At 43.9% G+C, this 26,852-nt stretch carries 21 protein-coding genes and 1 pseudogene; 10 read left to right on the forward strand and 12 right to left on the reverse strand.

The features are described from left to right. Nucleotides 1-45: 45 nt before the first annotated feature. On the reverse strand, nt 46-567 hold the full coding sequence (msrA, locus tag CXF58_RS03825) for a peptide-methionine (S)-S-oxide reductase MsrA (RefSeq protein ID WP_068406975.1): 522 nt from the start codon (nt 565-567) through the stop codon (nt 46-48). Between the two features lie 298 nt (nt 568-865). On the opposite strand from msrA, the gene cmoA reads away from it, so the two are divergent. Beyond that, on the forward strand, nt 866-1,657 hold the full coding sequence (cmoA, locus tag CXF58_RS03830) for a carboxy-S-adenosyl-L-methionine synthase CmoA (protein WP_102076662.1): 792 nt from the start codon (nt 866-868) through the stop codon (nt 1,655-1,657). A gap of 83 nt (nt 1,658-1,740) precedes the next feature. Continuing rightward, nucleotides 1,741-2,763, forward strand: a complete 1,023-nt coding sequence (gene cmoB, locus CXF58_RS03835) for a tRNA 5-methoxyuridine(34)/uridine 5-oxyacetic acid(34) synthase CmoB (protein ID WP_068406981.1) — start codon at nt 1,741-1,743, stop codon at nt 2,761-2,763. A 35-nt stretch (nt 2,764-2,798) separates the two neighbouring features. Here the strand turns inward: cmoB and CXF58_RS03840 are convergent, their stop codons facing one another. Further along, the gene (locus CXF58_RS03840; RefSeq protein WP_068406984.1) at nt 2,799-3,017 is read right to left on the reverse strand and encodes a DUF2788 domain-containing protein; all 219 of its coding nucleotides are present in this window, start codon (nt 3,015-3,017) and stop codon (nt 2,799-2,801) included. Nucleotides 3,018-3,400: 383 nt separating this feature from the next. Between CXF58_RS03840 and argS the strand changes: the two genes are divergently transcribed. The 3 genes from argS (at nt 3,401) to CXF58_RS03855 (ending at nt 7,399) form a co-directional block, all read left to right on the forward strand. Continuing rightward, on the forward strand, nt 3,401-5,230 hold the full coding sequence (gene argS, locus CXF58_RS03845; RefSeq protein ID WP_068406987.1) for an arginine--tRNA ligase: 1,830 nt from the start codon (nt 3,401-3,403) through the stop codon (nt 5,228-5,230). Nucleotides 5,231-5,368: 138 nt separating this feature from the next. After that, entirely contained in the window at nt 5,369-6,199 is an 831-nt protein-coding gene (locus tag CXF58_RS03850; protein ID WP_102076663.1) for an SPOR domain-containing protein, read from the forward strand. 102 nt (nt 6,200-6,301) lie between these two features. Continuing rightward, the gene (locus CXF58_RS03855; RefSeq protein ID WP_226928940.1) at nt 6,302-7,399 is read left to right on the forward strand and encodes a PTS sugar transporter subunit IIC; all 1,098 of its coding nucleotides are present in this window, start codon (nt 6,302-6,304) and stop codon (nt 7,397-7,399) included. 184 nt (nt 7,400-7,583) lie between these two features. On the opposite strand, the gene CXF58_RS03860 is transcribed toward CXF58_RS03855, so the two are convergent. The 7 genes and pseudogenes from CXF58_RS03860 to rdgB all read right to left on the reverse strand — a co-directional run bounded on the left by CXF58_RS03860 (nt 7,584) and on the right by rdgB (nt 16,591). Continuing rightward, the gene (locus CXF58_RS03860) at nt 7,584-8,531 is read right to left on the reverse strand and encodes an IS256 family transposase, variant Zn-binding type (protein ID WP_416375570.1); all 948 of its coding nucleotides are present in this window, start codon (nt 8,529-8,531) and stop codon (nt 7,584-7,586) included. A 65-nt stretch (nt 8,532-8,596) separates the two neighbouring features. Continuing rightward, nucleotides 8,597-9,586, reverse strand: a complete 990-nt coding sequence (locus tag CXF58_RS03865) for a c-type cytochrome (protein ID WP_228706533.1) — start codon at nt 9,584-9,586, stop codon at nt 8,597-8,599. Nucleotides 9,587-10,155: 569 nt separating this feature from the next. Further along, a pseudogene (locus CXF58_RS03870) lies at nt 10,156-11,052 on the reverse strand (SDR family NAD(P)-dependent oxidoreductase). A 400-nt stretch (nt 11,053-11,452) separates the two neighbouring features. After that, nucleotides 11,453-12,727, reverse strand: coding sequence for an ATP-dependent protease ATP-binding subunit ClpX (gene clpX / locus CXF58_RS03875; protein WP_068407781.1), 1,275 nt, complete (start codon nt 12,725-12,727; stop codon nt 11,453-11,455). A gap of 165 nt (nt 12,728-12,892) precedes the next feature. Next, entirely contained in the window at nt 12,893-13,570 is a 678-nt protein-coding gene (clpP, locus tag CXF58_RS03880; protein WP_102076664.1) for an ATP-dependent Clp endopeptidase proteolytic subunit ClpP, read from the reverse strand. 634 nt (nt 13,571-14,204) lie between these two features. Further along, nucleotides 14,205-15,542, reverse strand: coding sequence for a trigger factor (tig, locus tag CXF58_RS03885; RefSeq protein WP_068407778.1), 1,338 nt, complete (start codon nt 15,540-15,542; stop codon nt 14,205-14,207). Between the two features lie 404 nt (nt 15,543-15,946). Next, complete coding sequence (gene rdgB / locus CXF58_RS03890) at nt 15,947-16,591, reverse strand: RdgB/HAM1 family non-canonical purine NTP pyrophosphatase (protein ID WP_376779306.1); 645 nt, start codon at nt 16,589-16,591, stop codon at nt 15,947-15,949. Nucleotides 16,592-17,043: 452 nt separating this feature from the next. On the opposite strand from rdgB, the gene CXF58_RS03895 reads away from it, so the two are divergent. Beyond that, nucleotides 17,044-17,673 carry a superoxide dismutase gene (locus CXF58_RS03895; protein WP_068407772.1) on the forward strand — a complete coding sequence of 210 codons (630 nt, stop codon included), beginning with the start codon at nt 17,044-17,046 and terminating at the stop codon, nt 17,671-17,673. Nucleotides 17,674-17,751: 78 nt separating this feature from the next. On the opposite strand, the gene CXF58_RS03900 is transcribed toward CXF58_RS03895, so the two are convergent. Genes CXF58_RS03900 through CXF58_RS03910 form a run of 3 tightly spaced genes read right to left on the reverse strand, consistent with a single transcriptional unit; the run spans nt 17,752 to nt 20,804 of the window. Beyond that, nucleotides 17,752-18,774: a hypothetical protein gene (locus CXF58_RS03900; protein WP_068407770.1), complete on the reverse strand. Its 1,023-nt coding sequence runs from the start codon at nt 18,772-18,774 to the stop codon at nt 17,752-17,754. A 34-nt stretch (nt 18,775-18,808) separates the two neighbouring features. Then, a complete protein-coding gene (locus tag CXF58_RS03905; protein WP_102076665.1) occupies nt 18,809-19,627 on the reverse strand; it encodes a DUF72 domain-containing protein in 819 nt (272 codons plus the stop codon). Between the two features lie 40 nt (nt 19,628-19,667). Beyond that, nucleotides 19,668-20,804 carry a polyprenyl synthetase family protein gene (locus tag CXF58_RS03910; protein ID WP_416375569.1) on the reverse strand — a complete coding sequence of 379 codons (1,137 nt, stop codon included), beginning with the start codon at nt 20,802-20,804 and terminating at the stop codon, nt 19,668-19,670. A 702-nt stretch (nt 20,805-21,506) separates the two neighbouring features. Here CXF58_RS03910 and fadB point away from each other — a divergent pair. The 4 genes from fadB to CXF58_RS03930 all read left to right on the forward strand — a co-directional run bounded on the left by fadB (nt 21,507) and on the right by CXF58_RS03930 (nt 26,691). Then, nucleotides 21,507-23,666 carry a fatty acid oxidation complex subunit alpha FadB gene (gene fadB / locus CXF58_RS03915; protein WP_068407762.1) on the forward strand — a complete coding sequence of 720 codons (2,160 nt, stop codon included), beginning with the start codon at nt 21,507-21,509 and terminating at the stop codon, nt 23,664-23,666. Nucleotides 23,667-23,810: 144 nt separating this feature from the next. Beyond that, nucleotides 23,811-24,983, forward strand: a complete 1,173-nt coding sequence (gene fadA, locus CXF58_RS03920) for an acetyl-CoA C-acyltransferase FadA (protein WP_068407761.1) — start codon at nt 23,811-23,813, stop codon at nt 24,981-24,983. A gap of 248 nt (nt 24,984-25,231) precedes the next feature. Then, nucleotides 25,232-25,807 carry an isochorismatase family protein gene (locus tag CXF58_RS03925; protein ID WP_068407760.1) on the forward strand — a complete coding sequence of 192 codons (576 nt, stop codon included), beginning with the start codon at nt 25,232-25,234 and terminating at the stop codon, nt 25,805-25,807. A gap of 239 nt (nt 25,808-26,046) precedes the next feature. Beyond that, nucleotides 26,047-26,691, forward strand: a complete 645-nt coding sequence (locus CXF58_RS03930; protein WP_068407758.1) for an HD domain-containing protein — start codon at nt 26,047-26,049, stop codon at nt 26,689-26,691. The last annotated feature ends 161 nt before the right edge of the window (nt 26,692-26,852 follow it).

The following is a 26,852-nucleotide window of genomic DNA, read 5'->3' on the forward strand; positions in this document are numbered from 1 at the left end:
TCTTAACCCTTGGCTTTGATAGCGTATAAAACTCACGTGGCCGGTTTAATTCACCATATACTGACTAAATTCTTTGCGTAGTTTGGCAAGTTTTGGCGGAATAGCAAAGTTACAATAAGCTTGACCCGGGTTTCTATTATAGAAATCTTGATGGGCGTCTTCAGCTTTGTAAAATTCCATAGCGGGATGGACTTCTGTCACCACATTAAGGCCCATGTCGCGTAATTTGTTAATGGTACGGTCGACCGTTGGTTTTTGCGCCTCATCGGTATAAAAAACCACGCTGCGGTATTGGCTGCCGACGTCGTTACCTTGACGATCCATGGTGGTGGGGTCATGCGTGGCAAAAAACACATCAAGAACCACTTCTAATGGTACGATAGACTCATCAAATTCAACCTTGATGACTTCAACGTGTCCGGTATCACCACCACAGACCGCTTCATAGTTAGCAGAAACGGCATCGCCTCCCATATAGCCTGACACCACAGATTGCACGCCTTTTACGGATAAAAATACTGATTCGGTGCACCAAAAGCAGCCACCGCCTAAGATAATGGTTTGCATAATTGTTCCTATTATTATAGCTGTTGTCATAGAGATGCGCTAAGGGCTTTATTTGGTTGCAATATCTCATCTTTCAATACTAATTTTATGTCTCAATATTGCCTTTATAAAGAATTAGCGTTACCTATTTAGCTTAGCAGGGCAGTTGCTCGCCATAAGTAACAAACAGTAATGTTATAATGGGCTTTTGCTATCTTTAAAGCACTGAGCAATTCACCATTTAATTAATATTTTATTTTTGAAGAATCAAAGTTTCATTATTAAAAAACGACCCACCATCAAAAAAACGAGCAACCCCATGAGCCAAATTAAGCCTGCTAACCTGACTAATGACACCGTGAAGCACGATACCTTATTTACCACGCCACTTGATAAAGCGGCGCGTTTTTCTTTTGATGAGCAAGTGGTGGCGTGTTTTCCCGATATGATTCGCCGTAGTGTACCCGGTTATGGTCAAGTGCTGGCGATGTTGCCGATATTCGCTCGTCGCCACTGTAAATACCGCCAGCAAGATGATAGCGGCCAGCGTGTCAGCCGTATCTATGATTTAGGGTGCTCACTGGGTGCGGCAAGTATGGCATTGGCAGGCGAGTTTGAGCCGCAAGATTTACAGATTAAGGCGATTGATATCTCACCCGCGATGACCAATGAGGCGAGTACGTTATTAACGGAGAATTATCCGGCGCACACTATTGAAGTCATTACCGCTGATATTCGTGCTGTCGAGCTTGAGCCATGCGATATGGTCATTCTGAATCTGACGCTACAGTTTTTGCCCGCTGCCGATAGAGTGGCAGTGCTTGAGAAAATTTATGCTGCATTAAGTGAAGGCGGTATTTTGGTCTTAACCGAGAAAACCCATGCTTTTGATGAGCAGTATGATGCGTGGTTGGTTGAGCGTTATTACGACTTTAAACGCGCCAATGGTTATACCGAGATGGAAATCAGCGGCAAACGCAATGCCTTAGAAAACGTTTTGATTACCGATACCTTGGATGAGCATCATACGCGTCTAGCGCAAGTTGGCTTTGGGCGTCATTTGACCTGGTTTCAATTTTTAAACTTTGTCTCTATTGTGGCCTTTAAATAATATTTAAACGCGATAGTAATAACGGCTCGACTTTTAATATAAATTTTTACTCTATCTTTTTACCGACATGGCAATCTGTTTTTATGCTTAACGACACCATTATTCTCGCTGAACGCGAATTATATTTAACCTTGCTGTCATTGGCGCAGCAGCAGCCGAGCGCTTATGAGTGGCTGACGCGCTTGCCAACGTGGCTTAATGATATCAAAGATAAAGCCAATTACGCGCACGCGCCCGCTTACCAAGCGTTGGTAGCACGATTGCCAACAGTAGCGGCTGATAAAGTAGATTTGGACAGTGATGTATTAACTATTGCCGCCAATCTCAGCGACTCTGAGCGCAAACAAACCTTAGCGCTACTAAAGCAGCTAATGCCGTGGCGCAAAGGGCCTTTTCAAATTGGTAGTGATAAAGACTGTTCGATATTTATCGATACCGAATGGCATAGCGATTGGAAATGGCAAAGGGTCGCACCGCATTTAGGCACGTTAAAAGGACGACGAATATTAGATGTGGGCGGTGGCTCGGGTTATCACGGTTGGCGAATGGCAGGGGCAGGCGCGGAGACGGTCATCATCATTGACCCATCATGTTTGTTTTATCATCAATTTATGGCGATTCGTCATTTTGTTGGCGCCGCTGATCATTATAAAACGCATTATATCCCTGTACCGCTTGAAGCCTTGCCGGAGCACAGTCAGCTATTCGATACGGTTTTTAGTATGGGCGTGCTCTATCATCGCCAGTCACCGTTTGAGCATTTGCAACAGCTAAAAGGGCAACTGGTTAAAGGTGGCGAGCTGGTGCTTGAAACATTGGTTATCGATGGCGATGCCAATACCGTACTCGTGCCGCACGACCGCTATGCGCAGATGAATAATGTCTATTTTTTGCCATCGGTCGATGCACTTATTGGCTGGCTAGAAAAAGCGGGGTTTAGCGAGGTACGCTGCGTCGATGTAGCGGTTACATCGACTGAGGAGCAGCGCAAAACCGAATGGATGACGTATCATTCATTGGCGGATTTTTTAGACCCTAGTGATGCCAGTAAAACCATCGAAGGGTATCCTGCGCCGAAACGAGCAACCTTAATTGCAAAAAAATAGCGCTGGTTAGTTTGCGGTTGGCAAAGAGAGGTTGGTTAAATAAACCAGCGTTTAAATGCCATCTCTATCAATACTTTTAGGATAAAACCGATAAAACCCGCACCTAAGGCCAAAAACATCCAAAAAGTACCAGCGCGCCCAGCGTTAGACTGTTTTGATAAATCCCAAATGATAAAGAATAAGAAAGCAATAAAAATGGGCAATAAAATATACATGCCCCAACTGGTGACGGTACTAGAAGCAATGGCAAACATGGTTTTGTCCTGTCAATGAAAGTGTAAAGTGCTGCGTTTTCTATGGTCTGTTTTTATATATGGTTATAAATGGCATCAGCATTTATAGCAGTAATAGATTAATGTTGCCATTATAACGCGGAATGAGGTTGCTATAAATGTTTCACCAACGTCAGACAACAGTAACGCTACAATCCGCCTAAATAGACTTGTATTGGCAGCCTATAATAGCCGCTGCCTCGTCACTTGCGCATATCTAGTATAATAGCGGTGATTTTAATGCTATTTTTGGTTCAAATAGTGCAATAGCAGCTAAAGGTTGTTATATTTATAGGTTACTTATTTTTTCTGCCTTATCTTATATTACCCCAATTTTTTGTTCATTTATCTGAGTTTATAGTCCTATGTCACAAGCCCAAATCGATACGCTCGCCTCACTGTTTGACAGTGCCATTGAAGTCCTAAAAACGAACGGCGAACTACCGGCTGATTGGCAAAACAACAGCCAAATTACGCGGACTAAAGATACCAGTCATGGTGACTTTGCGAGCAATATCGCCCTAACGGCTGCCAAAGCTGCGAAAGCCAATCCGCGCCAGCTTGCTGAAAAAATCGTTAATGCCTTGCCTGAAAATCAAAATATTCGTCAAGTAGAAATCGCAGGCCCCGGTTTTATCAACGTCTTTTTAAATACCGAAGCCAAATTTGCGGTGTTAGACGATATCTTTAAATTGCAAGAACGCTTTGGTTTAAGCAAGCAGTTTCAAGGTCAAAAAATCCAAGTTGAATTTGTCTCGGCCAATCCAACGTCTAGCTTACACGTCGGTCATGGTCGCGGCGCGGCTTTTGGCATGAGTGTGGCAAATTTGCTTGAAGCCATTGGTTATGACGTCACGCGTGAGTACTATGTCAATGACGCCGGTCGCCAAATGGATATTTTAGCGACCAGTACTTATTTGCGTTATCTAGAAGCTAATGGCGAGGCCGTTACCTTCCCAGTTAATGGCTATCAAGGCGATTATGTCAGGGATATTGCGCAAACTCTAAAAACCCAGCATGGCGACAGCTACGTTCACAGCTTTGCCGACATTGGCAAAGACGTAGCGGAAGACGCGCAGTTTGAAATAAATAATGATGGCGAAAAAGTGCTGCTATCGGGCGATAAAGAAGCCCATATCGATGGTTTGATTGCCAATAGCAAAGCCTTACTTGGTGACGGTTATGAGCTGTTTTTAAATGCGGCATTGAGCAGTATTTTGGCTGATATCAAAGACGACTTAAATGACTTTGGTGTCCGTTATGAGTGCTGGTTTAGCGAAAGATCCATTGATAGCGAGATTGAGCCTGTTTTACAAATCCTCGATGAAAAAGGCTATTTATACGAAAAAGACGGCAATATCTGGTTTAAATCGACTGATTTTGGCGATGAAAAAGACCGTGTGGTACGCCGTGCCAATGGTCAAAGTACCTATTTTGCCTCTGATATCGCTTATCATAAAAACAAGTTCGATCGCGGATTTGATAAAGTCATTAACGTTTGGGGCGCTGACCATCATGGTTATGTGCCGCGCGTAAAAGCGGCATTGACGGCGCTCGGTATCGATGCCGACCGCCTTGATGTGGTATTGGTACAGTTTGTTGCCTTATGGCGCGGTAGTGAAAAAGTGCAAATGTCATCGCGCTCGGGCAAATTTGTCACCTTACGTGAGCTGCGCCATGAAGTGGGTAACGATGCTGCGCGTTTTTATTACGTCGCTCGTAAGCCTGAAGTTCATGTTGATTTTGACTTGGAGCTGGCCAAATCGCAAAGTAAAGACAACTTGGTTTACTATATTCAGTATGCGCATGCCCGGGTTTGCCGTGTGTTAGAAAAACTAGAAACCAGTGGTCTGCAAGTAGACGATATTACTGGCGCTGAAAAGCAAGCGTTACTAGTCGCACCGAGCGAAGAAGAGTTGATTAAATTATTGGCCGCTTATCCGGCAACCTTGCTACGCTCAGCGACAGGCTATGAACCGCATATCTTAACCAACTATCTAAAAGAGTTGGCGGCGTTATTTCATGGTTGGTATGATGGCAATCGCATCTTGCCGGTCAGCCTAACTTCAGGTGAAACGCCAAGCCAAGATGAGACGGATTTGATGCAAGCGCGTTTACGCTTATCTAAAGCCGTACGTCAAGTATTGGCCAATGGATTGAGCTTATTAGGCTTGTCTGCACCGTCTAGCATGTAGTATAAAGGAAGACGGCTGTAGCCATTATTTGATGGTAATTCTTCAATTCTAATCTAATCGACAGTGCTGATTCGATAAAGACAATTCGATAACGATAACTCGACAACGACAGATAATTCAGTAGGGAGAACGAGATCCATGTTAGCCAAAAAACCAAAAGGTGCCACTGAAAAACGCAAAACCAGTAGTGTGTCAGGCTTATTATGGATGTTTGTTGGGGCAGTATTGACGCTCATGATCGGGGTGTTTTTATACCTCTCACCCTTGTTTAACTTTAGTCCTGCGGGCAGCGGTGAGGGCACCGATGCTGATAGACAAGTTCAGCAACGGGTCGATACCGATACCGACAATGGTGATTATGAGTTCTATGATATTTTGCCCAATCAAGAAATGGCGACCATCCCTGATGAGGACTTCGGCGAAGGCAGTAGTAGCCAATCCGGTCAAATCACTGATTTTGAGCCAGATGTAGTCGTCAATCAGCCAGAAAACACCACGCCAAGTAATAATGATGCGGGTAACTTTGGTATTTCTGAGAGCACCACGATTGAGCCTAGTCGTAGCAACAATACGAATAATGCAGCAAACAGCAGTAATGACGACGATATTGTCATCGTCGAAGAAGATGCGACTTATGATGGTACACCAGCTGCCAATAATACAGGCGCGGCTGCAAACAGAGCTAATACAGCGAACGCTAGCAATGCTAGTATTCAGCCAGCGAAGCCTGCGGCGACTTATATTTTGCAAATCAACAGCTTTGGCGATGCCGATGAAGCAGACCGTCGGCGAGCGCAAGTTCTGATGGCTGGTGTCGATGCTAGAGTGGTGAAAAACACTACCGGTAACGGCCTGCCTATTTATCAGGTGATTTCACGCCCGATGAATAATCGTCAAGCGGTTGCTACTGCCCAGCAGCGCCTGCAAAATAACGGTATTGATTCTATTATCGTTGAGCAGCGCCGTTAAACCTAAAGCATTGATAAAGAAAGCGTCAGAGGACGCTTTTTTTATCCCTTTTTTTTTGATATGTTTTTTAGCTCCTTTCGGCAAACTCAATATAAGAGCATCATGATGACTGTGACTCCTTCAGAAACTGCGCCCGTTGGTATGATGAAAGCTTTTTTTCAAAAGTATTTTATCGATGCTTTTACCGGCATGGCGTTAGGGTTGTTTGTGACCCTTATCGCTGGTCTTATCATCTCGCAAATTGGTGGTTGGTTAAGCCTGCCAGCCTTGGTAGCAGTCGGCAAACTGGCGTCAGTATTAATGGGCGCAGGTATCGGTGTTGGTATCGCCTACTACCTAAAAGCACCAACTTTGGTGATGCTAAGCTGCTTGGTTGCAGGGATGCTTGGCGCGCATTCTGAAGCTTTGATGGCGGGCAATTTATTTATCGCGCAAGAGGCAGGTCCGGCAACTTTCGCTGCGGTGCCCGGTAATCCAATTGGTGCTTATTTGGCTTCAGTATTTGCTTATCGCGCTGGTACTTGGATCGCTGGCAAGACCAAGCTCGATATTTTGCTGATACCTTTAATGGTATGTACGGTGGCACTCATCGTCTGTGCGCTACTTAATCCTCCAGTTGTCGCTACGGTCAACGCCATTGGTCAGGGTATTCAAGCAGCGACTGAATTACAGCCGCTTCTCATGGGTGTCGTGATAGCAGTGGTGGTCGGGATTTTATTGACGCTACCGACCTCAAGCGCGGCTATCTGTATCGCTATTGGACTTGGCGGCTTAGCAGGTGGGGCAGCGGTAGTTGGCTGCGCGGCGCATATGATTGGCTTTGCGGTGGCCAGTTTTAAAGACAACGGCGTCAGTGGTATCATATCCCAAGGACTTGGTACCAGTATGCTACAGATTCCTAATGTCCTTAAAAAACCGCTCGTACTATTGCCTGCTGTGATTGCTAGCGCCATCGTTGGTCCTATCGCAACCGTTGGCTTTGGGCTAGCTTGCACAGCCACTGGCGCTGGTATGGGCACGGCAGGGCTGGTTGGGGTGTTTGGCGTCATTGAAGCATCACAAGAAATCATGAGCAGTGCTCAGTTGTGGACGGCGATTATATTATTGATGTTCATTTTACCTGCTCTCATTGCTGGTCTGGTCGCTTACGTGATGCGCCGCCTTGGCTGGTTGGTCGATGGCGATATGAAATTGCCCTAAATGAATAGTAAGGCTAAAGCTAAAGCACGCCAATTTTCCTAACTATTTGTCTTAACTATCTATGATAAAAAAGCCCAGCTATTCAATAACTGGGCTTTTTTATGGTCTAACTCATAAGTTTTGGTGTAATGGACAAAATTCATGCTAAAAAGTAGAAGGTAGTCGCTAATGGACATAATTCATGCTATTTGAGTGATTTTGATAGTAGAAAGTCTTTAATAAACCGTAACTTACGCTGGTCATTTAGACCATGATGACTGTGTAATTGGCGCTTTAACTCACTGAATAAACCTTCAAGAGAATTGGTGGTATTTGGTATGTCTAACTGCTCATACTCTTGATAAGTAAACAACCAATCACTATTGGTTCTGAGGCTGCGATAAGCACTTCTAAGACGCTTATGCGTATACCACGTTCTACCAGTATCTTCATTGATGCTACGCTCACTCAGATAGTCTTCATGGGTTAAATACCATTGATCTAAGCATTTTGTGAACGTGGCTTTATCAAGCTTAGTTAAGTCTAAAGTGAGCCGTCTAAGCTCGATACTAGCAATATTTTTAGGGCGACGAGTGAGGTAACGAGTCACTATTTGCACCTGATGAAACTGGCACATCTGGCAAGGGGTGCAAGTAAATAACGTTCTAAGCCCTCGTCTGCCATCGCAGGTGATGCTTTGTACATCAACGCCTAACGATGCTAGATGATCAATTCCTTGTTTGTAGGTACTATTGGTTTCATGACTGACTATCGCGTAGTAAAGAACCGCTTTAGTAGTATTGTCCATAAAAACCATTAAACCGAACTTACGACCAAAGTAAGTGGTGTCCATGATGATGTTAGCAGTCTTAGGACGTTTTACTTGATACTCAATATCAACTTTATCTAAGCGCCTTTGTATGGTTTTAAGACTACAGTGGTATTTATCAGCCAGTTGCTGGTAGGTCTGTTTACCCTGAGTGTATTCCCTCCATAGGGTTTGATTATTGAGTCTGATGCCACCTAAAAACTGCCGGCTGCAAGCGAGACATTGATACTGCTGTTTGCCAAGCTTACGTCCGTTCTTCTTGGTGTGTTTATCACGACAAAAAGGGCAGTTTTTTGATTCATGGCGTTGATTCCTTGCAAATATAGACAGTATATAGCGTTAGACCCTACGCCAGCATGAATTTTGTCCATTACACCTAAGTTTTTCAATTAACGACGCACATCTTTTGGTGCATCGCCATTTGGCCAATCTTTGTCTTTATTGGCTTTGACAGGGCGCGGCAAATGGGTAAAGTAGGCGGCAATATCGACCGCTTCTTGATCGCTTAGTGTATTGCCCTGACCGAACGGCATTTTACCTTTAATAAAGGCCGCGGCGGTATATGTACGCGCCATGCCTGCGCCATCATTAAAAGACTTGTCGCCTGCGACTGCTGGGTAAAGGTAAGTACCATCATCATTGTATTGACCTTCGCCATCAGCACCGTGGCAAAAGCTGCATTTTTCTGCAAACAGCTTTTTGCCGGTTTCAGGGTTTGGCTCTAACTCTTTATTCACTTTTACAAAACCGCGACCTTCAGGTGATACCCCAAATGGCATATCTTGCGACAACCAGCTCATATAAGACACCATCGCATTCATATCATCTGAATCAAGATCGAGTGCTTTACCATTCATCGAACGCTCAAAACAACCGTTAATACGCTCTTGAATGGTATTGACGCGACCTGCGCGTGAGCGATAAATCGGGTAAATACTTGGCATATTGTTCCAAGGTGCAGCATACGCTTCTGAGCCATTGCCTAGGTGACAGCTGGTACAGTTAAGCTGGTTACCAACGTTATTCGGCAGCTCTTTATAAGTATGGTTGGCAAGCTGTAGACCGCGGCGTACGGCAGCGCCATACTCATCATCTGGAATGGTCGATTCGTCTGGCATCTTAATGGACGGTTTACCGCTTGCAGCATCAGCGCTGCCTGCAGTTATATCATTGGCAGCAGGCATGTTACCTTTTAAGGTGTCTGCACGTGCCTCAAGATCCTTTACGCGTGCTAGGGCTGCTGCCTCTTCAACGCGATCAACTGCCTTAGTTTCACTACTATTATCACAACCTGTGATAACAGTTGCACCAAGAGCAAAGATAGACGCTACTAAAATAGAAGGTGGTGTTCTAAAAAGTATGCTGGCGATAGAAGCCAATAAAAAATCTATGCTAAGTTCTCTGATTCTATAGGGCTTTCAAGGCTTCAAAAACTGTTCAAGTTTTAATCAGCATACTTTTTGACACACCACCAAATAGAAGACTTAGTGCGTAAAAACTTTCTCATTGGAATGTCATTATCTTAAAATATAATATATAAAAATCTATCGATGTGTCAATTTAGAAGCAATGATGGCAGAACTTATGCTGTGGTTTAGATAAAAACGACAGCATGACTTTGCGTATACGCTCCACTTTGTTCATCAAAAACTACGGGGTAATCAATCAGTAACATGATGGTATCAAATACAAATACGTAAAGTGATTTTAAATTGAAAATAAAACATAACGTGACAAACCAAGTTAAAGAAAGCTGAAGCGCAAACCACAGTATCTATAGTGAGTGGGAAGTAATATCGATATATCAGCAATACCGTCGCGTTTTTAGGATATTTTGACTATATGTTGTTTTCTACTAAAAAGCGCGTGAATAGCGAAGTATTCATGCGCTTTTTGCTAAGGATGTTTGTTTAATAGTTTAACTTATCGTCGTGTATTTGCCGCTATATTAATGAGTAGTTACCGCTTTACGGTTGGCACTTTTCGCGCGCTTTTTGCCTTTTAATTTACGCGATAATTTGTTGATATCATTGAGTACCTGACCATAACGAGACGGGAATACGCGCTGGACGGCATCCATCATTTTGGCATCGTTGCCAATCAAACAGCGTGGCTGGTTGGTGGCGGCGGCTTGTAAGATAATCCAAGCCGCTGCGCTGGCATCGAATTTTAAAAATTTATTAAAGCTACGAATGGCTTTGCTACCGCTACGCATACCGAGGTCGCTGATACTGTCGTTACCGCGTGCGCTATTGGCAATATTGGTCTTAATACCGCCGGGATGCACACAAGTTGCCGACACGCCGCAGCGCTGAATGTCTAGCTCTTGGCGCAGGCTTTCGGTAAAGCCGCGTACCGCAAATTTACTGGCGTTATAAGCCGATTGTGACGGCTGCGCGGTCAAACCAAACAGGCTTGAGATATTAATGATATGACCATGCTCGTTAAAATGGCGCGCCTTGTTATCTTTTTTACCAGTATTAATTTCGCTTTCTTTGACGCTATTTTTAATCAGGGGTAAAAACGCCTTGGTGCCATAAACCACGCCCCAAAAATTGATATCCATCACCCATTCAAGCTCGCCAATGCTGCTGCCTTCAACGGAAGAGTAGAGCGCCACGCCTGCATTATTAAAGATAAAATTCACTTTACCATGTTCCGCCATCACGCTATCCGCCCACGCTTCGACGGCTTTATTGTCCGAGACGTCGAGTACGGTGGTGGTAACTTTGACATCATAGCCGACCAGTAGCTCCTTGGTCTGCGCCAATTGTTCAGGATTGATATCCGATAACGCCAGATGTCAGCCCATTTTTGCCAAATGCAGGGCAAGCTCGCGTCCCATACCAGAACCTGCACCGGTGATAGCGGCAACATGATTGGCATAGTAAGGGGTAATATCGTGGTCTTGCTGCGAGGAAAAAGGCAGATGTTGGCGTAGAGAGTTTGCTACTGCAGAGACATTGCTAGAAACGTGATTAAGCATGATAAACAGTCCTTTGTATCATTGATTTGAAAAGTGTGGTCGTCGATAAGGATAACGTATCAAAGTCGCTTTACCTTAGCATGATTTCTCCCTTTGGCTGCTATCGATTGATAAACGCAGCTGTCATTTTTAGCCCGCTTATGATGATAAAGCACAGACACAAAAAAGCGCCTGAATAACTATCAGACGCTTTTTAAATCAATAGCCTGTTAAGCATATAGCCCGTCAAGCATATGAAGTGCTTTTACCCAATCATCACTTATGCAATTTTAGGGGTTTTGCCTTCGTTAATCACTTGCTCATCAACCAATACTGTTTTGGCATTTTTCATCGATGGTAGCTCATACATGGTTTCAAGCAGAGCGTTTTCGACGATAGAGCGCAGACCACGCGCACCGGTTTTACGTTCCATGGCTTTTTTGGCAATCGCATCAAGCGCTTCTTTGGTAAACTCAATCTCAGCGCCTTCCATTTCAAACAGATATTTATACTGTTTTACCAAGGCGTTTTTCGGTTCTGTCAAAATCTGTACCAAAGCTTCTTCATCAAGCTCTTGAAGCGCAGCCAATACAGGCAGACGACCAATCAATTCAGGAATGAGACCAAATTTGATTAAATCTTCTGGCTCGACTTGCTGCAATAAATCTGAGCTGCGGCGGCTGTCATCTTTGGAGCTGACATCGGCGTTAAAACCAATACCGCCTTTTTCCGTACGCTGCTGAATGACTTTATCAAGACCGGCAAACGCACCGCCAACGATAATCAAGATATTGCTGGTATCGACTTGGATCAGCTCTTGCTGTGGATGCTTACGACCACCATGTGGCGGGATAGCGGCAACCGTGCCTTCGATAAGTTTCAGCAACGCTTGCTGTACGCCTTCGCCCGACACGTCGCGAGTGATAGAAGGGTTGTCGCCTTTTTTACTGATTTTATCAATCTCATCAATATATATGATGCCTTGCTCAGCTTTGCTAACATCATAGTCGGAGGCTTGCAAGAGCTTTTGCACGATGTTTTCAACATCTTCACCGACATAACCGGCTTCCGTTAACGTCGTCGCATCTGCCATCGCAAACGGCACATCAAGTAAGCGTGCGAGTGTTTGCGCAAGCAAGGTTTTACCAGAACCCGTTGGGCCAATCAGCAAGATATTACTTTTTGCCAACTCAACCATGGCGTCATCAGCGCCGATTTTGGCTTTTTTGCTATCTCTAGCCAACGTTTGGCTGACTTTTAGGCGTTTATAATGGTTATAAACTGCGACCGCTAAGGCTTTTTTCGCCGCATCTTGGCCGATGACATATTCATCAAGCTTGGCACGTAGCTCTTTTGGCGTTGGCAGTTTTTTATTGACCCAAGAGGTATCAATGTCACTGTCGTCGTCGCCATCTTCGGCGCTATCAGCAATCAGGTCCGTACATAGCTCGATACATTCATTACAGATATTGGCGTCGTCAGCGGCAATCAGCTGCTTTACTTCACTTTTTTCTTTGCCGCAAAACGAACAATGCGGGGTGTTATCTTCTGCCATATACAGGCACTCCTAAAATTTAATGCTTATCAATGTTTTGATTATGGACATCAGCGCCAAAGCGTAGGGCAGTTGATATATTTCTTCTACCGTAGCGCATTTAGGCCACTGATGTTTTAAAATCCTTTAAACGTCTATTATCAGAGCTTATAAAGAAATTAAAGCTTATAAAGAATCAGGACGGCGCTCTAATACTTCGTCAACCAAGCCGTATTCTTTGGCCTCTTTAGCATCTAGCCAATAGTCACGCTCAACGTCTTTTTCGATTTTCTCTACCGGTTGACCGGTACGCTCAGCCAAAATCTCGTTCAAACGAGCACGGGTTTTTAGAATTTCACGCGCATTAATTTCGATATCGGTTGCTTGACCTTGCGCGCCGCCTGATGGCTGATGAATCATTACGCGCGAGTTGGCTAGAGCATAACGTTTGCCTTTTTCACCCGCTGCCAGTAAGAACGAACCCATGCTATACGCGCCGCCCATACAAATGGTTGAGACTTCAGGTTTGATAAAGTTCATGGTATCAAAAATAGCCAAACCTGCACTGACTGAGCCGCCGGGCGAGTTGATATATAAATGAATGTCTTTATCAGGGTTTTCGGCTTCTAAAAACAATAGCTGCGCCACGATAAGATTGGCCATGTGGTCTTCAACTTGACCGGTCAAAAAGATAACGCGCTCACGTAATAGGCGTGAGAAAATATCAAACGAGCGTTCACCGCGCGCTGATTGCTCAACCACCATTGGAACCAATGCGGCTTGAGTCGTGCTTTGTACATTGTCATGCGCACTCATCAACATATCAAAATGCGGGTTAGCAATGATGCGATCATAATCTGTCATAAAGATGTCCTGTTTATAAGTCCATAAAATAAAAAATAGAAGCTAGCTGTTGGCTACATTGTTATTGATGATTATCATTGTAAACATTATCGCTTGGTAATAAAACCTACTAGAAAATAAAACCTATTCACGCATACATTTTATTTTATTAAATTAATCCGGCGCCAAAATATACTCAATCAAGCAGATTGGCTCTGCCTGCTAAAATAGTGGCTAATAAATATTGGTCGCCGCTAGAAATAAGTGAGCCAATGGTAACTTTTTTATCACAGCAATAATAACGCTTTAATGTGACAAATGATAAACGACTCCCTATTAATAAGGCGTCTGTGCGCACTTATCAAGGGCAGCATGAATAATCTGTTTATAAAAAATGCTATATTCAAAATATCCTAAACACGCTACGGTATTGCTGATATCAATTTTTTTTAGCCTCTGTCTGCGCAGGCACAGCAAGCAAGAAAAATTGATATCAGCAGTGTGTGATGTATCAATATTACTTTTCACTCACTATATTAAGACAGTAGTTTATAAACGGGCAATAAAAATGCCCTAACAAAGGTGTCAGGGCATTTTTGATTATTCTAGGTATTAAACCAGTTAGTACTGACTGGCAAAGCGCTAGATCACATGATTACATGGCTTGTTGCTGCTGAGCGGCTAATAGGTCTTGATAGCTCACTTCTTTGTCCGTTACTTGGCCTTGCTCGATTAAATAATCAACCACTTGGTCTTCTAGCACTACTGACTCAATGTTAGCGCGTTGCTGCTTGTCATTGGTGTAGTACTCGATGACTTCCGCTGGGTCTTCGTAGTTTTCAGCGGCTTCTTTGATAAAGCTTTCAACACGTTCTTGGTCGACTTCTAAGCCTTTGGTGTCGATAATACGAGCAACGATGATGCCAAGACGGGCAGCACGTAGCGCTTGCTCTTCAAACAGCTCATTTGGCAGCATGTCTTTATCGAAGCTATCAGCGTTGGCGCCGAACTGCTGAGAAAAACGTTGCATCATCATGTTGCGTTGACGATCGATTTCTTGCTCTAGCATAGCGTTTGGTACGTCAAACTCGTTCTTTTCTAATAGTGCGTCAAAGGTCGCTTGTTTTACTTGGCTACGCGCGGCATTTTTGATTTCGCGTTCCATGTTTTTACGCACGTCTTCTTTTAATTTCTCAACGCCGCCTTCTTTCACGCCGAATAGCTCTAAGAACTCGTCGTCGATTTCAGGAAGTTTTGATTTTTCAACCAATTTTACGCTGATTTTAAATTGTGCTTCTTTACCAGCCAAGTTTTCAGCTTGGTAATCTTCTGGGAAGGTGACGTCGATGACTTTTTCTTCGCCCGCTTTCATGCCTTTGATGCCATCTTCAAAGCCTGGAATCATCTGATTGCTACCGATAACCAGTTTGAAGTCTTCAGCAGAGCCGCCTTCGAATTTTTCGCCGTCGATTGAACCTTCAAAGTCAAAGGTCACTTGGTTGTCTTTGGCCGCTTTACCTTTTTTCTCAACGAACTCTTGACGCTGCTTTTGTAGGTTTTCGATCATGGTGTCAACGTCTTCGTCGCTGACGGTTGCAGTGTGGCGCTCAACTTCGATTTCATCGATACCTTGGACGTCGATTTCTGGGAAGATTTCAACAGTCGCTTGATAAACCAAGAAGTCGTCTTCAAGTTTTACGTCGTCGATGTTTGGCATACCAACAGCACGGATGTCTTCAGATTTGATCGCTTCAAATACAGTATCACGGATCACATCGTTGATGACTTCTTGCTGAATGCCAGCACCGTACTGTGAACGGATATGCGACATCGGTACTTTACCTTTACGGAAACCGTCAATCTTGGCGGTTTTCGCCACTTGACTGATGCGGCCTTCAACTTTGTTTTGAATTTTTTCAACGGGTACTTTAACCGTTAGCTGAGTTTCTTTGTTAGACAGCTTGTTGGTTGTGACTTGTAAATCTGTAGCCATATTCGTTACACCTTTAGGATTAAATAGAAATAGACAACCAGGCTGCAAAATACGCGTGTGCTACTGGTTGCCGTTGGAATAAATAGGGGATATTGCTAGCGCGCGATTTCGCAATCTGTGAGCGTAGCAATCGCTGACGGCACAAAAATATGAAACGCTTTATTCTAAATAAACGCTCTCAGATATCAATATTAACTGCTAATCGCCCGCATAATAACGCTTTTTGCGCAATTATACAGACAAATAACGGCTTTCAACAAAATTTTAAAAGTAGAACAGTATAATCTATCTGTTTATCAAAGTAAAAATTATCTGTTTAATTGCCCCGTCAGTGATTTATAAGCTTAGCTTTGCCGTAATCTGCCCGCTTATTATCATCAAATACGCTTTATTATCGAATACGCTTATAACGGCAATTGCGCCAATAACTGCTCAATGGCCTGACCACGATGACTGATGCTGTTTTTGTCCGCAGCGCTGAGACTTGCCGCCGTCGCTTGCAACTCTGGCAACCAAAACAGCGGATCGTAACCAAAACCGCCATCACCATGCGGCGCGTCTAAAATCTCGCCGTGCCATAAACCTTGAGCGATAATCGGTAGCGGGTCATCGGCATGACGTACCATAGCTAGCATACACACAAACACGCCTTTAATAGGGGTATCTGGCTTGGCTGCACGAATAGGCTGCAAGTCAGCGATAAGCTTGGCGTTGTTTTTGGCGTCATTGCCATGCTCGCCAGCATAGCGGGCAGAATAGATACCGGGCGCGTTGCCCAATACGGGCACACAAAGTCCTGAATCATCCGCAATCGTCGGTAGGCCACTTGCGCGGCTGGCATGCCGCGCTTTGATAATAGCGTTCTCAACGAAGCTCAAACCGTCCTCAATCGCGTCTTCGATATTAAGCTGACCTTGCGGGACAATCGTCACAGCCAAATCTGCCGCTGCAAATAAGCGTTTAAACTCCGCAAGTTTGCCTTTATTATTACTGGCAAGCACCCATTGATTGGCGAGCTTTGTTTGCGTTAAATGCTCTTGTAGAGTCAGGTTTGCGCTGCTGGCTTGGGTCATATTTTTTGTCCGTCATTGATTCACTAATACTGCTATATTCTAGGCTAGCATGAGCTAAATTACCAATTAGCATAACGAATCGTTGATTCATAACATTTGGTAACTGATATTTGTCACCACTCTTGCTATAATAGGCGATAAGCTACAGTGAATTATATCTTATAGCTTGTGAACTTTTAATTAATAATTCTTATAAATATTCATCATGGTTTTTGCCCATTGTATATTTATAAGTACATTAATTACTAAGTGATGCGCGCTTAAGATAATTTTAGCATGCAAGCCTTTTAGGTTTACCGCAATATGCTTAGCATATTGAGTAATGACTTTCACTAACAATAAACTAAGCCAATTTAGTCCGATAATTTATAGCGTTGATTTAAGCTATACCTAATACTAATGGCTAAACCAGCAAGGATAAAATAATTATGTCAAATATTACTTTACCAGACTTACCTTATGCAAAAGATGCGCTCGAGCCACATATCAGTGCTGAGACGCTAGAGTACCATCATGACAAGCATCATGCCGCTTATGTAAACAAGCTAAATGAATTGCTACCGGGTTCTGGTCTAGAAGACAAAACATTACCAGAAATCATCAAAGCGACTGCGAAAGATGACAGCAAAAAAACCATGTTTAACCAAGCAGCGCAAGTATGGAACCATACGTTCTATTGGAACTGTATGACGCCTGACAATGGTGGCGGCGAACCTACTGGTGATTTGAAAGCGAAAATCGAAGAAGATTTTGGTAGCTATGACAAATTCCGTGAAGAGTTCAAAAACGCAGCAACTTCACAGTTTGGTTCTGGTTGGGCTTGGCTAGTGGCTGATAAAGTTGGTGGTAAACTATCAATCGCTAAAACTGGTAATGCTGATAACCCATTGGCGCATGACCAAGTCGCTGTATTGACTTGTGACGTATGGGAACATGCTTACTACATCGATTATCGTAACCGTCGTCCTGACTATGTGGATACCTTCCTAGACAAGCTAGTGAACTGGGACTACGCAAACGCAAAATATAAAGGTCAAGATGCTGGTGTTGAAGAGTAATCTTTAACCACTAAGTATTTGATTTACTTTATAAGTAGGAAAAGGACGCTGAGAGGCGTCCTTTTTTTGGTTTTGCTCCTATAAAAACTTAGTCGGACTTTGGTAAAATTTTTCATTTAATTTCTTAATTACAAATTGACCTCGTTCTAATACTGCATTGGATTTATCCAAAGCAAACTTCTCTGCAAAGAATTTAACTTCATCTTGTTTTAGGCGGTCAAGATTTATAATAAGAAATTCTGCTGATACGCTGCGAACAATTGAAGATCGGTCAAACGCTGATCTATTAAGCAATTCGATTAGAGATATATGCACATCAATTTTTCGTTCAGCAATAACAGGTATTAATTTTCTTCTGCCATAAGCTTTATCAATCCACTTCCATTCATAACCACTAATCCATGTCATTCGGGCTTCAAACAAACTACGAAACGCTTTAGCTCTTACGTAAGGCTGGATGGCATTATGAGCAATTTCATTGAGGTAATCATCAAAAATAGGCAGCTGACCAAGTTGGGACAATAAACTAGGAATGGCTCCTGACGCAAATGTGATTAAATTATTTTTCAATGATAAAGTGACATCTTTTCTTAAAGCAGTATTTAAAATGACATTTCTATTTTCTTGTCCTATACGACCCCATGAATTCCAATTTGATAAAATGGTTATCAAAGCTTCTGCAATAATTTTAGAGTCAGTTTTGCGGCTGACTAAGATAAAAGCTTCTTTGGCAGCCACACGAACTTCTGGAACCCAATCATTTAATCTGCGAGCAATTAATATAAGAAAAAAAGCATTAGGGGCGCTCTCTGACAATAATTTTAGACTTTTTTCGCGTTCGTAGCCGTCCCAACTGACCAGTCCTAGCCAAGATGCTTGCTCAATAAATAGTGATTTGATAGCTTTTGACAAGCTTTCCCACTTTGGTTGTGATACTAAGTATTTTGCTACTTCCTCACGTATGAGGCGTTCCCAGTAATCTAAATTAACTAGCTTCAGCTGTGAAGTAACTTCAATCATAGGTGTCATGTCACCTTTTGACTTTAAAACATTATTAATTGCTAAGATAAATTTATCAGTCATTTCTATTGATGGTTGCATGATTTGCTTACTCCAAGCAGCAATGATTTTTCTATTAAAGCACCTCAAACCCAAACTTACTCAACGCTTCCCTTAACATCGCAATATTATAATACGCATGCGCATTGACGGTGTTTTGAAAGAAGATATACAGCGTATCAAAATGCTGACGCTGATTGGCAATCGCTTGTGCCCAGTCCTGCATTTCAGCTTCGGTATAGCGATAATCATGCCGATCGCTAGCGCTCACCGCATCCCACCAGCCCGTATTATTACCATGCATGCGCAGATAGCCAGTGCGCTCGGTAAATATCAGTCGTGACGGCGGTAGGCCGCTGACCTTGGGATAATCGACGCTACACCAAATCAAACCTTGCTCGACAAAGCTATCGACCACTTGCGGCGTATGCCAGCCATTATGTCGAAACTCAATCGCTAGCGGATAGTCTTTAAACCAACTGACCAAATTGGCAAGATAAAGCCGATGCTCACGGGTGCGATCAAAGCCGTGCGGAAATTGCAGCAGTAATGGTGCAAGCGCATCCGCTTCGATAAGGGGCGTGAGCGCAGTGATAAAAGCTTGCGCATGCTCGCTTGTGCCTTTACGCGCATGGGTAAAGTCTTGATGCAGTTTGACTGCGAACTTCAACTCACTATCCGCTTGTACGTAGGCTTTATCAACCATACCAGCAAAGGCTTTTTGCCCGATGGGCGCATAGAAGGTACTGTTAATCTCAACCGCGCCATATTGCTTGGCGTATTCGCGTAAGAAGTCAGTTTTTTTGGTGCCGGTTGGGTACAGCGTACCAAGCAGATCGGTATCGCTATAGCCGCCAGTGCCGAGGTAGATACGCTGAGTAGGGGTACTATCCATGTTGACCACTCTTTATCGTTTTTAATGTTTATTGCTGAGCTTATTTTTTACGTGACCATAGCCATTCGATTAATGCCAATAAGGCGTTAGTGTCTGCACTGTCTTTTTTACCACTCAGCTCACGGCTGCTTAACTCGCGGATAATGGCTGCACGGCCGTCATTAAATAGCGATTGCGCATAGCGGGTCGCTTGCTCGACGCCCATCAGTTTCACATAGGTAGATTTGTCTAACTTTTCATCACTGCCAGCAGGTTTGCCAAGGGTATCGGTGCTGGTGGTCACATCTAAGATATCGTCTTGGACTTGAAAAGCCAGACCAATATGCTGCGCGCACTCTTGTAGGGCAATACGCTGCGGCGCCGTCGCACCTGCACAGATACCGCCCATGAGCATCGCCGCTTCAATCAATGCACCGGTTTTATCACGGTGGATGGCTTCTAAATCATCTTGTGAAATGCCAGTGCTGGCTTCGGCATTGAGGTCGAGCATTTGCCCAGAAACCATGCGTCTGGCGCGCGGCGCAAATATCGCGATAAGCTGGCTTGCGATAGCAGAGTCATACGGCGCAAAAGTTGGCAGCTCTGCGGTCAGTACCTCAAAGGCGAGCGTCTGTAGCACGTCACCGGCGAGCAGGGCGGTCGATTCTGCAAAGACGATATGGGCAGTTGGCTGACCACGGCGCAGCTCATCATCGTCCATACAAGGCAGGTCATCATGCACCAGTGAATAAGTATGCAACAGCTCTACCGCCAATGCTGCACGGCGCGCCATATCGTAATCGGAGTCGTTTTCTAGTAGTGATTCTAAATCGCTATTTTGCTGAATTTGCTTAGCTTCTTTATCAGTGCTTTTATCGACATATTCATCAGCCCTATTAACATTGTCATTCGCATTGCTTTGATGGACACTGTCAAAGGCGCTGGCGACCAATAACGGCCGTACCAATTTACCCTGACCGGTCATCACATAACGGCAGGCATCAAGCAGCGGACTTGGCAGCTCAGCGTAAGCAAACAGCATCTCGATATCTTGCGCCAGTTGCGTGCGCACGGCGCTATGAAATTGTTCAGTATTATTATTAAAGCTCGCAAAAGGCACCGTTGTTGAAACAGTGTTTGAAGCCGTTGTTGAAGACATAGGGCTTGGCATAGAAGTAGAAGCAGGGGAAACAGTCATAATCCAACCATTAATCAGGTGAATAATAAAAATAGCGCTAGTGTAGCATGATAGATTATATTCCTTATGCTACGAGTATTATCAATGACGCATTTTTGGCGGTTTAATGTTAAAAACTGGCGTAAAAAAGCCCGTTGAATAGGCGTAATAATGCAACAAACCCTTGTTACCTATTATTGATTTAACTTGGCAGTTAGATGTGTTTTGATAATAAAGGCTAATTCCTATCTTAAATCTCAGTATACAGGCGGACACCTAAAGCACCTTGGCCGCAAGGTAAAGGGTTGGTGTCGACTTAAGAGTGACTTGCGAGTATGGTATTAGCTTGTGACAGTCGGGGGCATAATCCCCTACACTAATTGGCGTGAAAATGGTCTGGCACTTAGCACATAGGTTTTTAGCCTGAGTTAAGTGACTCATCATCTCAATGTTCAGTCAGTGTTTATAACATCAGTACCGGTAACAAACGTATATAAATGAAGCGCCGTATTCATATTTGCTATTGCCTGATAGCGTTGCAAAAAATGAATACAAACATGAGCGCTGGATAATAAAGACATCTGCACTGCTCATATACTGACTTTTAAAGCAGTATGTTGGCAGTGTTATTACTCGTTTTACTAACAATAACTGACTATGACCTTTAATTTTAAAGCTTTTAATTTTAAAACGTAGCTTTCGTTATATAGCAAGGAGTTTCAAATGGTATACCAAGGAAATCGCATTACGGTGACAATGCTAGAGGATGGCATCGCCAACATGCAATACAACGCCGAAAATGAGAGCGTGAACAAGTTTGATGCTGAAACCAATAAGCAATTTGCTGAAGTTGTGACAGCGCTAGAAAAAGCGGATGACGTTAAAGGCTTAATCGTCACCTCAAGTAAAGGCGTGTTTATCGCTGGTGCGGACATCACAGAATTCGTCGGTTCATTTAAGAATCCAGAAAACGAAATTAAAGATTGGGTCGTTAATATCAATGACGCTTTCAACCGTTTTGAAGACCTGCCATTTCCAAAAGTAGCGGCCATCAATGGCGCCGCGCTTGGCGGTGGTTGTGAGATGACCTTGGTTTGTGAATACCGTGTCATGAGCGACAAAGCCATTATCGGTCTACCAGAAACCCAATTGGGCATCTTCCCAGGCTTTGGTGGTACGGTGCGTAGTACGCGTGTGATCGGTATCGACAATGCGCTTGAATTGATCGCCACTGGTACGCCAAAAAAACCACTTGATGCGTTAAAACTTGGCCTAGTGGATGCGACCGTTCCTGCAGATGATTTGCAAGATGCAGCCATTGACCTAGTCAAAAAATGTATCTCAGGTGAGCTTGATTGGCAAGCAAAGCGTGAAGAAAAGCTGAATCCTGTAAAGCTAAACCAGCTTGAGCAAGCGATGGCGTTTAACAGTGCCAAAGGTATGATCTTTGCTAAAGCCAATCCTAAGCAGTACCCAGCGCCAGCAATCGCTATCGAAACCATTGAAAAACACGTTAATTTGCCACGTGATAAAGCAATCGAAGTCGAAGCGGCTGGTTTTGCCAAAGCGGCGAAAACTCCACAAGCAGAAAGCTTGGTCGGTCTATTCTTAAACGATCAATTGGTGAAAAAACTTGCCAAGCAGCACAGCAAAAAAGCACATGAAATTACTGAAGCGGCCGTACTTGGCGCCGGTATCATGGGCGGCGGTATCGCCTATCAGGCAGCCAGCAAAGGCTTGCCAATCATCATGAAAGATATCAAGTCTGAGCAATTAGACCTTGGTATGGGCGAAGCCAGCAAGCTACTTGGCAAAATGGTCGAACGCAAAAAGATGACCCCAGCAAAAATGGGCGAAACGCTAAGCCGTATCCGTCCGACTTTAAACTATGGTGATTTTGCAGAGACTGACATCGTTATCGAAGCCGTGGTAGAAAATCCAAACGTCAAGCGTGCGGTACTCAAAGAAGTTGAAGGTCTGGTAAAAGACGATTGTATCTTAGCGTCAAACACCTCGACGATTTCTATTACTTATCTGGCTGAAGCACTTGCGCGTCCAGAAAACTTCGTTGGCATGCATTTCTTTAACCCAGTACATCGTATGCCACTCGTTGAAGTTATCCGCGGTAAGAAATCATCTGAAGAAGCGATTGCAACCACCGTTGCATTAGCATCTAAAATGGGCAAAGTGCCAGTTGTGGTCAATGACTGCCCAGGATTCTTAGTAAACCGTGTGTTGTTCCCATACTTTGGTGCCTTTGATTTGCTGCTTAAGCAAGGTGCGGATTTTGCTCATGTCGATAAAGTCATGGAAAAATTCGGCTGGCCAATGGGTCCTGCTTATCTAATCGACGTGGTTGGTTTAGATACGGGCGTACACGGCGCAGAAGTGATGGCAGAAGGTTTCCCTGATCGCATGAAGCCTGATTATAAAGGTGCTATCGAGCATCTATATGAAAACAATCGTTTAGGTCAGAAAAACGGTGTTGGTTTCTATAAATATGAGACTGATAAGCGCGGTAAGCCAAAGAAAGTGGCTGACGAAGCGACTTATGAGCTATTAAAAGCGACAACAGATAGCGACAAGCAAACCTTTGATGATCAAACCATCATCGACCGCACCATGCTCGCGTTCTGTAATGAAACCGTACGTTGCCTAGAAGACAACATCGTCAGCACGCCATCTGAAGCCGATATGGCGATGATTATGGGCGTTGGTTTCCCGCCATTCCGCGGTGGCCCTTGCCGTTATATCGACCAAATGGGTCTAGATAACTACTTGGCGCTATGCGAAAAATACGCGCACCTTGGCAAAGCCTATGAAGCGCCGCAAAAGATTCGCGATATGGCAGCCGCAGGCGAGACTTTTTACGCCACCGCGTAATGGTCGGTCATTACTAGGATGAAGTGCCGTACCCACGCTCGATAAGGTTGTTGATGATTTATTTATTATGAATAATCTTTTACATAAAATATGACGAGCATTGTGGTACTGCCACTGACAATAAAAATTGAAAAGGAAGATAGTATGACAACTTTAAGTCCAAAAGACGTGGTCATCGTAGATGGCGTACGCTCAGCAATGGGTAAATCTAAAAACGGTATGTTCCGCCACGTGCGCGCTGATAGCATTTCTGCTGAATTGGTTCGTGCCTTGGTTGAGCGTAACGACTTTGACCCACGCGACGTTGAAGACATCATTTGGGGCTGTGTGAACCAAACTTTAGAGCAAGGTTTAAACATCGGTCGTAATATCGGCTTGCTAGCTGGTATTCCAAAGACTGCTGGCGGCCAAACGGTGAACCGTCTATGCGGCTCATCTATGCAGGCGCTACACACAGCTGCTGCGCAAATTATGACCAACCAAGGTGAGGTTTTCATCATCGGTGGTGTTGAGCATATGGGTCACGTTGGTATGATGCATGGCGTTGACTTAAACCCTGAAGCTTCAAAACATTATGCAAAAGCCTCAAACATGATGGGCTTGACTGCTGAAATGCTGGGTCGTATGAACAACATCACTCGCGAAGAGCAAGATGCCTTTGGTCTTGAGTCGCACCGCCGTGCATGGGCTGCCACCACTGAAGGTCGTTTTGACAATGAAATAATCGGTATTGAAGGGCATGATGCCGCCGGTCGTTTGCAACTATGTACTGTCGATGAGGTGATTCGTCCAGACGCGACGATGGATCAAATGCAAAAGCTACGTCCAGCCTTTGATCCAAAAGGCGGTACAGTCACTGCAGCAACTTCATCAGCTCTATCTGACGGTGCGTCAGCGATGCTCGTCATGAGCGCGCAAAAAGCCAAAGATTTGGGTCTAAAACCTCGTGCGCGTATTCGTAGTATGGCAGTTGCTGGTTGTGATGCGGCTATCATGGGTTATGGTCCAGTTCCTGCGACCCAAAAAGCCCTAAAACGCGCTGGCATGAGCATCGATGATATGCAAACCATCGAGCTTAACGAAGCGTTTGCAGCTCAAGCACTATCGGTACTGAAAGCCTTGAACTTGACCGACAAGCAAGACATCATCAACGTCAATGGTGGCGCGATTGCCCTAGGTCATCCGCTTGGCTGTTCAGGCGCGCGGATCACGGTTACTTTGCTAAACGCCATGGAGCAAATGGATACAGAGATTGGCCTTGCCACTATGTGTATCGGCCTAGGTCAAGGTATCGCCACTGTGATTGAGCGTGTTTAAGCGTTTTAATAAATCTTTTTAGTTTTATATCTTTAACAAAAACCCCTAGTCATGATAACTAGGGGTTTTTACGTTGGTCAATTAAAAACTGGTTTTATAATATCCTGTTCATAATTGTTAATAAGATTTATCTTCATTGACCCGCTTAGCAAACTATGACTAAATAGGAATAAGAAGAATAACGAAAACACCCATGATAAATCTAACATAGCCTTTAATAATAAGGTCAGTCGTACAAGGAGTGTACTATGTCTACCATGATTACCGATCGCACTTATCGTATCGCCCGCGAAAATACCCAAGCGATGATTATCGATATCCAAGAACGCTTGACGCCACACATCTATGACCACGAAAGTATCATTAAAAAAACAGTCACTCTGATTAAGGGTTTGCAAGCGCTCGATATTCCTATCATGCTCAATGAGCAGTATAAAAAAGGACTTGGCGATACGTTGCCTGAAATACGCGATATACTAGAAGGTGACAATGCCAAAAGTTTTGAGAAAGTGACGTTTAGCGCCTGCGATAACGATGATTCGTGGCATTATTTGGCCCAGCAAAATCGTAGTATCGTTTTATTGTTTGGGGTAGAGGCGCATGTCTGCGTGATGCAAACGGCGCTTGATTTACTCGATAATGGCATGCAGCCCGTTATCATTGGTGATGCGGTCGGCTCACGCTTTCCTTATGATAAAAAGCAAGCGATTCGCCGTATTCGCCGCGCTGGTGGTGTGATTAGCACGGTAGAATCCATTCTGTTTGAATTATGCCGCAGCAGTAAAGACCCAGCGTTTAAAACCATTAGCAATTTGATTAAGTAGCCTAATTAAGCCTCATGCTTAAGCAAGTTTAATTATTAAAAATAGTTTCTTAATAACTCTTAAAAATAAAATAGCGCCAATACTATCGGCGCTATTTTTTTATCGAAAAATTATATCGAAGCAGATTGTTTATGGTTTTTATAACGGCTATAAATGCCGCGGTGCTTAAATATTTACTATAATATCTGCCTTTGCGTGAAAAGACAGCGCTCAAATTTATCAGTTATTTAGAGAGAATCATGACGTTACCCTATTCTAATGGTGTCAACCATACACCGTCGACCGACCCTGCGACTGCTGCAAATATTGATATTGACGATGTAACGCATTTTTTATTAGAGTTGGATGCGCTAAAACGCGTCAATCGGCGCAGTTATGTGACGAAAACAAATCGGTTGGAGAATTCTGCCGAGCACTCTTGGCATTTGGCGATGGCTTGTTGGTCAATTGCTGAACAGTTTGAGATTGATGTTAATCATGAAAAATTGCTGAAAATGGCATTAATACATGACTTGGGTGAAGTTGATGCCGGTGATACATTTTTATTTGCCAATAGTAGAGCTGACGCTCACGCTGGAGAGCGCGAGGGCATCGCTCGATTGCAAGCCGAGCGTGGCAATGGTATCAAAAACTTAAGTGAGATTTGGGAAGCGCAAGAAACGGGCAGGAGCAAAGAGGCTGAGCTGCTGAGAGTGGTTGATCGAATTTTGCCATTTTTGTTAAATTTAAATACGGGCGGGAAAACATGGAGTGATCATGAGGTGACACGTTCGCAAGTGACTGGCGTCCTAAGGTTTATTAAAGACAGCTTTCCGAGTATTCATCAATGGCTATTGAAACAGGTTGAGTATGCGACCGAGCAAGGCTGGCTGATTGATAGATAAGTGGTTAAAAGGTTTTTTTGCCTGTCAGCTGTTTACAAATCACCCATTATCTTCCTGCACTAAAGCCTTTATATTGGGGACAATCACGCAAAGAGACGGTCACCTGAAAAGAGCTGGTACTTATATAACATTCGCGAAATCACTGGTCTTTATTGGCCTAC

The sequence above is a fragment of the Psychrobacter sp. Sarcosine-02u-2 genome (assembly GCF_002836335.1).
In the GTDB taxonomy this organism is placed as follows: domain Bacteria; phylum Pseudomonadota; class Gammaproteobacteria; order Pseudomonadales; family Moraxellaceae; genus Psychrobacter; species Psychrobacter faecalis.

Coding starts and splice junctions, on each gene's coding strand:
- msrA (WP_068406975.1), bottom strand. CDS start 567: ATGCAAACCATTATCTTAGGCGGTGGCTGCTTTTGGTGCACCGAATCA.
- cmoA (WP_102076662.1), top strand. CDS start 866: ATGAGCCAAATTAAGCCTGCTAACCTGACTAATGACACCGTGAAGCAC.
- cmoB (WP_068406981.1), top strand. CDS start 1,741: ATGCTTAACGACACCATTATTCTCGCTGAACGCGAATTATATTTAACC.
- CXF58_RS03840 (WP_068406984.1), bottom strand. CDS start 3,017: ATGTTTGCCATTGCTTCTAGTACCGTCACCAGTTGGGGCATGTATATT.
- argS (WP_068406987.1), top strand. CDS start 3,401: ATGTCACAAGCCCAAATCGATACGCTCGCCTCACTGTTTGACAGTGCC.
- CXF58_RS03850 (WP_102076663.1), top strand. CDS start 5,369: ATGTTAGCCAAAAAACCAAAAGGTGCCACTGAAAAACGCAAAACCAGT.
- CXF58_RS03855 (WP_226928940.1), top strand. CDS start 6,302: ATGATGACTGTGACTCCTTCAGAAACTGCGCCCGTTGGTATGATGAAA.
- clpX (WP_068407781.1), bottom strand. CDS start 12,727: ATGGCAGAAGATAACACCCCGCATTGTTCGTTTTGCGGCAAAGAAAAA.
- clpP (WP_102076664.1), bottom strand. CDS start 13,570: ATGACAGATTATGATCGCATCATTGCTAACCCGCATTTTGATATGTTG.
- tig (WP_068407778.1), bottom strand. CDS start 15,542: ATGGCTACAGATTTACAAGTCACAACCAACAAGCTGTCTAACAAAGAA.
- CXF58_RS03895 (WP_068407772.1), top strand. CDS start 17,044: ATGTCAAATATTACTTTACCAGACTTACCTTATGCAAAAGATGCGCTC.
- CXF58_RS03900 (WP_068407770.1), bottom strand. CDS start 18,774: ATGCAACCATCAATAGAAATGACTGATAAATTTATCTTAGCAATTAAT.
- CXF58_RS03905 (WP_102076665.1), bottom strand. CDS start 19,627: ATGGATAGTACCCCTACTCAGCGTATCTACCTCGGCACTGGCGGCTAT.
- CXF58_RS03910 (WP_416375569.1), bottom strand. CDS start 20,804: ATGACTGTTTCCCCTGCTTCTACTTCTATGCCAAGCCCTATGTCTTCA.
- fadB (WP_068407762.1), top strand. CDS start 21,507: ATGGTATACCAAGGAAATCGCATTACGGTGACAATGCTAGAGGATGGC.
- fadA (WP_068407761.1), top strand. CDS start 23,811: ATGACAACTTTAAGTCCAAAAGACGTGGTCATCGTAGATGGCGTACGC.
- CXF58_RS03925 (WP_068407760.1), top strand. CDS start 25,232: ATGTCTACCATGATTACCGATCGCACTTATCGTATCGCCCGCGAAAAT.
- CXF58_RS03930 (WP_068407758.1), top strand. CDS start 26,047: ATGACGTTACCCTATTCTAATGGTGTCAACCATACACCGTCGACCGAC.